Consider the following 6,877-nt stretch of genomic DNA (forward strand, 5'->3'; position numbering starts at 1 on the left):
GCATTCGGGAAGGTCCATCTCGACGGCCGGAGCGATGATTAAGGATAGCGTGGGTGGCTGAATCCAAGGGGCCGTGAACATCTCAGGTCTGTGTTTATATTTCCAGCGACGTGAGGTGAAAGGTCTGAAGTTTCATCATCAAAGGTCCTACACAAAGCTCGGAATCCCTCACCTTCCCGCGCTGATCCCATGGGGCTTATAGTCGGCGCCGTCGCCCAAATGGCGATTCGGGTTTGGCGACCTGACAATAGAGAATGACCGACTGACGGCCTTGAGCCCAACAAACAGAGATCATTCAAAATGAATCGATATATGCCCCTCACCGGAATCGATCTGGTTCCGGCCTCCCTGCTCATCGACACCCAAGCCCCCCTAGACGTCCTGCAAGCCATGGCCGACTACCGTATTCGGACAGTCACGCAAGTGCTGGAAAACATCGCCTACCGATCAGAGCTCGGTTGCGACACCGTGGTGTTGGAGGACTTTTCCAAGCTGCTGGTCATTCCGTTGAGGGATGGTTGTGATTTGATGGATGTGATTGGGCGGCGGTTGCGGGCGCAGGTGGCGGAGTGAATGAAAACGGGCGCCAAAGGTGCCCGTTTTTTGTCTGACGAGAAAAGCGGCTTTTTGTTCTGTGGCGTAAATTTCGTCTGTTTTCGTTTTCAGACCTTCGCGACAGGCAGCAATCGGCCAAAAGTTGACGATTGAGAACCGGGCGTGCTCGACCGGAAGCTATTACGACGAGGCGAATATTTTTAGCCTTCATGCTCCTTTATGGACATCTTCCACCGAATGGGCATATCGCTTCATGGCCTCCATAACCAAGCCCTTTCGCTCGTCACGATTGATGAAACCTTTGATTGAATAGTCCTCGGCGAGCCGAAGTAATTCTTCGTATTGCTCTTGAGCAGTCGCTCGAATTTCGGGCATAGCCAGCATTGATTGCCATGTCTCAAGCGCTTGCGCTTTTCGGTCTTCGTACATGATTACGACTCCCAAAGCCCTTGTTGCGATAGAGCCATGCGAGCAGCGCAATGTTCACCAAGGACGACGTGTGGCATTTCCCAGTCAGAAGGATTGATGATGACCCCCACCAACAACATACAGACCGGCGTGCCATAGCCAGGTCTTTCGGTTGCGGAAATGGGACCTAAGACGGGACGCCCATTCATCAACGGAAAGCATAATGAGGTGAACGTCCACGACAAAAAAATGGACATGACGTCGAGGGATTAACGCACAAGTTATGCAAATCCCAGGAACGACAGGACAACCGCGACCACCACTACTAATCCGACAATGTAGATGATGCTGTTCATGACTTTCACCTCTCAACCTGAATGAAATTGCGCGGCGAAGGTGTGCTTTTGTTATCACTAAACCTTACCCGCTGTTCAATCGACAACAACGAAGCTCAATTTGCTCCTGTGCAAACTTCTCTGAGTGACGAGGTGGCAAAAGATGCGACAGGTGGGTAAATGCTCGAAGCAAAGACGCTGAGTTTGCCCACTACACCGTCCTGAGCGAAACGTTCAGAGAATCCGACATTCAAATTCCGGTTTACCCGCACCTTGAGCTTTTGCCTGAACCTGGGCTTCGAGTTGTTCCCTAGCCAGACGCTAATAGAATTTTGAGGCCGATCAATGGCTGGGCAACCAGCGCTACCAAAAACTGAAGTTGACCGAGACCGATGTCGACAACCCTGACCAGCGGATTGCCGAAGACATCGATCTGTTTATCGTCAAATCGCTCAAGCTGAGCCTGGGATTGCTAACCTCGGTGGTGTCACTGTTTTCCTTCCTGCACATCCTCTGGCAAGCATCCGGCCTGGTTAGCGTGCCGTTCGCCGGTGAGTCCGTAGTCATTCCGGGGTTGCTGGTGTGGATCGCCCTCGTCTACGCCCTTCTGGGCACGGGGCTGGCGTTCTGGTTGGGGCGCGCATTGCCGCGGCTCAATTTCATGCAACAGCGGCGCGAAGCCGACTTTCGCTTCTCGCTGATGCGCCTGCGGGAAAACGCCGACTCGGTGGCCCAGTACCGGGGTGAAGCGACAGAAAACGCCCGCTTCAACCAACGCCTGGAGGCGGCGCTGGAAAACTTTTGGACGCTGGTGAAAAAGCAGAAGCTGATCATGGGCTATTCGACCTTCTACCTGCGCAGTGCCACGGTCATTCCGATGTTCATCATGGCGCCGCAGTTCTTCGCCGGCGCGCTTCCTCTTGGCCGCCTGACCCAGATCAGCGCTGCCTTCGGCGAAGTGCACTCGGCCATTGCCTATCTTGTAGAGGTGTTCCCGGAGCTGTCGGCATGGAAATCGGTGATCGACCGGTTGATTGGTTTCCAGGAGCGCCTGGACAAGGTCGAAGTCAAGTCGAATGTCGTTGTGGGGCAGCAGCCCAAAGGCCTTCAAATCAAGGATCTGGACATCTGGTTGCCGAACGGTCGGCGCTTGCTCAACAGCTTCAACCTTTCACTTGAGCCCGGTGACAGCCTGCTGATCAGCGCACCGTCCGGCTACGGCAAGTCGACGTTGATACGCACGGTCACAGGACTCTGGCCTCACGCTCGCGGCTGCGCCAGTTACGACCGTGAGCGTGCCCTGACACTCTCGCAGAAACCTTACCTGCCGCTAGGCAGCCTGCGCGAAGCACTCTGGTACCCCAATCAACCGGATCGTGATGCAGACGCCGCGTTACGCCTGCACATGCAGCACGTCGGCCTGCAACACTTGAGCGAGCAACTGGATGACGAACTGGACTGGTCGCAAATCCTGAGCGTTGGCGAACAGCAACGCTGTGCCTTCGTCCGCGCCCTGTTGGCCCGCCCCGCGGTGCTGTTCCTCGACGAGAGCAGTTCGGCGCTGGATGCGGCGAACGAGGCGCGCTGCTATCAGTTACTCAAACAAACTCTGCCGGAGACGATCCTGATCAGCGTCGGCCACAATGCCTCGCTGGAACGCTTCCACTGGCAAGTTCTGGAACTGCAAAGCGAGGCTCAGTGGGTGCATCGAAAGGTGATGCAACCGGTATGACTTCGCGGGGCACACAGCTACGTCAAATCGAACGCGAGCAAGTAATCAGACATCTATCACAGTATTTTCACATCCATTGGCATACGGTGGATCCAGCTCCTTTGTGATTTCCAGCCCGCTCTCCCCATCGCGGGCTTTTTTTCGTCTGCTCGACTCAATTCGTATGAATCAACAAGACGCCCCAGCCATCAGGGGGAGGACAAGAGACCAGAGCAGTCGGACGACTATGGCGGCGGCGGCGGAGTAAAGAAAACCGGGTGCTCTCGCGCCCATTTTATTTGCTACTCCAGAAAGGGGTTACCCGTCAGCTTGATTCAAGGCCACGAAAAACCAATCAGGCGAAGATACTCAATATGCCCGTAACAAAGAGAAGAGCCGCTGCGGCAGCGGCTCAACCTGGGAACCTTCGATGATTTAAGCGACTGGACAAGAGAACCGGACGACCACGAAATGATGGCTACTGTCGCCGTTCTCTGGCACCTGCGTTCAGGCACTTGGTGCTGTCAATCAAAGGTATATTTTCCCTCGAGCATGAATGCCGGCTCTCTCCAGTTTGGCCCTCTCACAACTCCGCCCCCACTATATTTGATAAAACCGGCATCACACATTTTCTGAACAAGATACAATAGCCCTATGTTGTTCTCCACATGCGCCCAGTTAGCCCGATTATAAAGGCCATCAAGTTGAGGAAAGGAGATACCTAATTGATTTTTTGTTACAAACAGAATTACCTCTTCAGGTTTCTCATTAAGTACGATAGTTGCAATGACGCTCATTATTTTAACCCTCCAAGTTCCTTGTACTCTCGCTCCCTTTGTTTTTCATCCGCTTCTATAGCATCAGGTGTATAGAGCAGCTCAAAAGCATCCTTGACTTTGTAGTCCTCCAGAGTCGCGGCGTGAGTGTTGTTCCAAATAACACCGTCATCCGAGTTTACACCGTCAGCTACACCTAATGCTCTGAAACGCTCGAGCTCTCTGATTTCATGAGTATAGAAGCGTTTGTCCACATCTGTGATTACCAATTTACCCAACAGAATTTTTTTCAAGCGATCAATCATGATGGCATTGGCATCCGAGGGCCTGAAACGTCCCGTATGCAATTTGACCAGGTCAATACCCGCTTGAGTCACGGTAGCACTTGCCCAATCGAGATCGAGGATTGGGCCTCCAGCTTTGGCGGGATTGAAAAATCGACCGCTGTATTTCCCCCTTGTGGTTGCTCCTTCATAAGGACTATTAAAAACAACGTAGATTGGCGGCAGGCCGCTTTCAATCGGAAAACAGTAAATGCAATCCCTGAAATCAGGCAATTCGAGCGCGGGTAAGGTTTCAGGCTGCACAAGCAATGGCGACAGCGTTACTCCAGTGTAAGTCGGTACTTGCGCAGGTCGGGCGGGCGAAGTTGTCGAGCCGTCCCCCAAGTGAATAATGGGAAAACTGAGGATATTTGGCGGTGTATCGTTTGACGTGAAAGTGTAACTGCTGATCGTTGGATCGAATGCCAATGCTCGCACTGGCACTTTTGCCGAGACACTCCCTCCAGCTGGGGTTGCAACGAGTGTGTATTGGTTAAGGTCGCCAAAAATCCTATAAGGAAGGTCAATGGTTCCTTCGGTAGCGGCGATTTCATTCAGGTTTGACGGCAGCTTTGGCAAAAAATTGCTACCGGGAAGTGTGAGAACGGTTTGAGGAAAGCGTTCGCCGTTAGCAAGAGCAGGTGAATAGAACAAGGCCCCGATCCCAACAGCAGAGGCCCGACTGATAAGTGCCTCCCCCAACCCTGCCAACAACTTAATGCCTCCATGGATCACTGACCCGAAGGTCCGACCTTCGGTGACACGGATGGCAATGGCACCCGCCACAGTGCCCGCCTCTATGCCATTACCAATGTGTAACCTGTAGGTGTAAGCGACTTCGCCCCTTGCCAAGGCGCGATGGATTTCAGCGTCTGTAGTTGCGGAAGCGTCCTCCAAAATGCGAACGGCCTCGATAAGTATTCGTTTAACGTAGGCGGCAGTTAGCGACAACAGAAATTCTTCATAAAAACTTTGTCGTACTTCATCATCTCTTTCTGAGTCCACATCACTTGCAAAAAACTCGGCAATTGTTTCTCTGTCTAGCGACAATGCGTCCACGCCAATATGCAATATTGCATCGTGCCAACTTCCGTGCATTGTAACCCTTTGCAAAAGCTCAACGATGATCACTTTCTTTTCTAAGGCAGCTTCCAGCGCATTTAATTTTTGGGAGTCAATGCCTGCGGCCATGCGTTTCTCTAGATAACCTCGAATATTCGGTGCACCACCCGAAAAAACATTCGTTATCTGATCGTGCACCGAAAGAAATATCGCCACTAATTGTTGGTATTCGTTTCTGGTTTTTTTGACGCCCTCAATACTATACGGCGTAGTAACCGCCGGGACAGCCCCATCCCAAAACAAAATACTATCGAAGCTTGAAGGAAAAGCCCGGGCTTCCGTAGCTTGAACTGGCCGAGACCCAGACGTCATTAAAGGTGAATGATGAGCAACTGGTTTTTGCATATAGCACTCCATGCAACAATATTAATTCCATAAAACAGACAGAACAAAAGTTATGCCGCAACAACCCATCAATTTCAACGCTTCAATATTTACTGCATACGTCGCGCGCGAAAGCTTGAATCAAGCCCAAACAATCTCTGCTGACTCCAGCAAAACCCTCACAGCAAAACGCCAATTCAATCTGCATATACGGGCTACTAAAACAAAAGAACTAACAAAAGAACTGATTTGTTTTTACGATGCTCTTTAAACAATGGTGAATGTCATGTTTTGGCGGTTACACAGATGCTGGAGAGCATTGCCTACCGATCTGGGAACAAAGGGGACGGGAACAGAGGACTGATTTATTTTTACGATGCCCTGCAAGCAATGGCTGACTGGCGTGTTCGGGCGACCACGCAGGTGCTGGAAAACATCGCCTACCGATCCGAGCTCGGTTGCGACACTGTGGTGTTGTCGATTTTTTCCAAGCTGCTGGCGGTTGCGGGCGCAGGCCAGAGAGTGACTACATAGGGGCGCCGAAGGGGTCTGTGTTCTTCTTTCTGTCTATTTCGAAGTCAGTCGAGGATGGCATGCAATACTGGATTCAATTCGTGTAAAGCAACAACACGCCCGCAGAGATCGGAGGGAGGGCAAAAGACTAAATCAGTCGGACCACAACGGCGACGACGACAAAGGTTGCCAGTGCCAGCGCTGCACCGATGCTGAACGGCACCACGGCAGAGCGGATCGCGTTCGGGGCGGGACTACGCATCTCTTCGGCAAAAGCTGCGACGTCGCGGTGCAGTTGTTCAATGCTGGGTTGATTCGTATGTTGTGTGGACATGCTGCTACTTCCTGTGCGGGTCACGAGTCGTATCTGCTGTGGCGAGTGCGAATGCTCAAAACTTTGCCCAAAGGCTGACAGCTGCGACAATAGCGGTCACCATACGAGTTCCAGATTGTCGCGGTCGTTTTGTAGCATGGATCATCCCTTCGAGCTTTGCTGTTCAAAAGGCTCTCGCCGAACGGTCGGTGCCTCCCCTTTCTGCCCCTTCAGCATTTCCGGTTTTTCATTTTTGGAATAGCGGGTAACCCCTGCTGAAGCTGTAGGCAAAATCCGAGAATTGCGTGAGGGATCAATGGGGTCAAAAAAGAAAAGTCGATTGCTCAAAACAGCCTCCCCAAGCGCCAAACAACCCAGCCCACTGTCAATTAGCTAAACTTCATGAGTAAACCACTTCGCGAATCCCTGAAAAATCAGGAGGCGAACATGAGCAAACAACCTCAACCCCAAAGCCGCTCCAACCCCCAGCCCAGATC

At 52.0% G+C, this 6,877-nt stretch carries 6 protein-coding genes and 1 pseudogene; 3 read left to right on the plus strand and 4 right to left on the minus strand.

Annotation, left to right across the window (positions count from 1 at the left end):
* Positions 1-300 precede the first annotated feature (300 nt).
* Positions 301-573 (plus strand): hypothetical protein, encoded by a 273-nt coding sequence (locus KGA98_RS28120; RefSeq protein WP_007976567.1) that lies wholly within the window; start codon positions 301-303, stop codon positions 571-573.
* A 189-nt stretch (positions 574-762) separates the two neighbouring features.
* Here the strand turns inward: KGA98_RS28120 and KGA98_RS28125 are convergent, their stop codons facing one another.
* Complete coding sequence (locus KGA98_RS28125) at positions 763-984, minus strand: hypothetical protein (protein ID WP_223504923.1); 222 nt, start codon at positions 982-984, stop codon at positions 763-765.
* 654 nt (positions 985-1,638) lie between these two features.
* On the opposite strand from KGA98_RS28125, the pseudogene KGA98_RS28130 reads away from it, so the two are divergent.
* Positions 1,639-3,030 (plus strand): annotated as a pseudogene (locus tag KGA98_RS28130) (ABC transporter ATP-binding protein/permease); the annotation flags it as partial.
* A 503-nt stretch (positions 3,031-3,533) separates the two neighbouring features.
* On the opposite strand, the gene KGA98_RS28135 reads toward KGA98_RS28130, so the two are convergent.
* Together KGA98_RS28135 and KGA98_RS28140 are read right to left on the minus strand one after the other, a co-directional pair.
* A complete protein-coding gene (locus tag KGA98_RS28135; protein WP_154908704.1) occupies positions 3,534-3,806 on the minus strand; it encodes a hypothetical protein in 273 nt (90 codons plus the stop codon).
* Complete coding sequence (locus KGA98_RS28140) at positions 3,806-5,575, minus strand: S-type pyocin domain-containing protein (RefSeq protein WP_223504925.1); 1,770 nt, start codon at positions 5,573-5,575, stop codon at positions 3,806-3,808. The genes KGA98_RS28135 and KGA98_RS28140 overlap by 1 nt, the downstream gene beginning before the upstream one ends.
* Positions 5,576-5,860: 285 nt before the next feature.
* On the opposite strand from KGA98_RS28140, the gene KGA98_RS28145 reads away from it, so the two are divergent.
* Positions 5,861-6,088, plus strand: a complete 228-nt coding sequence (locus KGA98_RS28145) for a hypothetical protein (protein ID WP_223504926.1) — start codon at positions 5,861-5,863, stop codon at positions 6,086-6,088.
* Between the two features lie 127 nt (positions 6,089-6,215).
* On the opposite strand, the gene KGA98_RS28150 is transcribed toward KGA98_RS28145, so the two are convergent.
* A complete protein-coding gene (locus tag KGA98_RS28150) occupies positions 6,216-6,401 on the minus strand; it encodes a hypothetical protein (protein WP_223504928.1) in 186 nt (61 codons plus the stop codon).
* Positions 6,402-6,877 lie beyond the last annotated feature (476 nt).

This window comes from Pseudomonas sp. BF-R-24 (assembly GCF_019947335.1).
Taxonomy (GTDB): Bacteria; Pseudomonadota; Gammaproteobacteria; order Pseudomonadales; family Pseudomonadaceae; genus Aquipseudomonas; species Aquipseudomonas jessenii.

What these genes read in the sequence shown, in the direction of transcription:
- KGA98_RS28135 (WP_154908704.1), bottom strand. Translation starts at nt 3,806, where the DNA reads ATGAGCGTCATTGCAACTATCGTACTTAATGAGAAACCTGAAGAGGTA.
- KGA98_RS28140 (WP_223504925.1), bottom strand. Translation starts at nt 5,575, where the DNA reads ATGCAAAAACCAGTTGCTCATCATTCACCTTTAATGACGTCTGGGTCT.
- KGA98_RS28125 (WP_223504923.1), bottom strand. Translation starts at nt 984, where the DNA reads ATGTACGAAGACCGAAAAGCGCAAGCGCTTGAGACATGGCAATCAATG.
- KGA98_RS28120 (WP_007976567.1), top strand. Translation starts at nt 301, where the DNA reads ATGAATCGATATATGCCCCTCACCGGAATCGATCTGGTTCCGGCCTCC.
- KGA98_RS28150 (WP_223504928.1), bottom strand. Translation starts at nt 6,401, where the DNA reads ATGTCCACACAACATACGAATCAACCCAGCATTGAACAACTGCACCGC.
- KGA98_RS28145 (WP_223504926.1), top strand. Translation starts at nt 5,861, where the DNA reads ATGCTGGAGAGCATTGCCTACCGATCTGGGAACAAAGGGGACGGGAAC.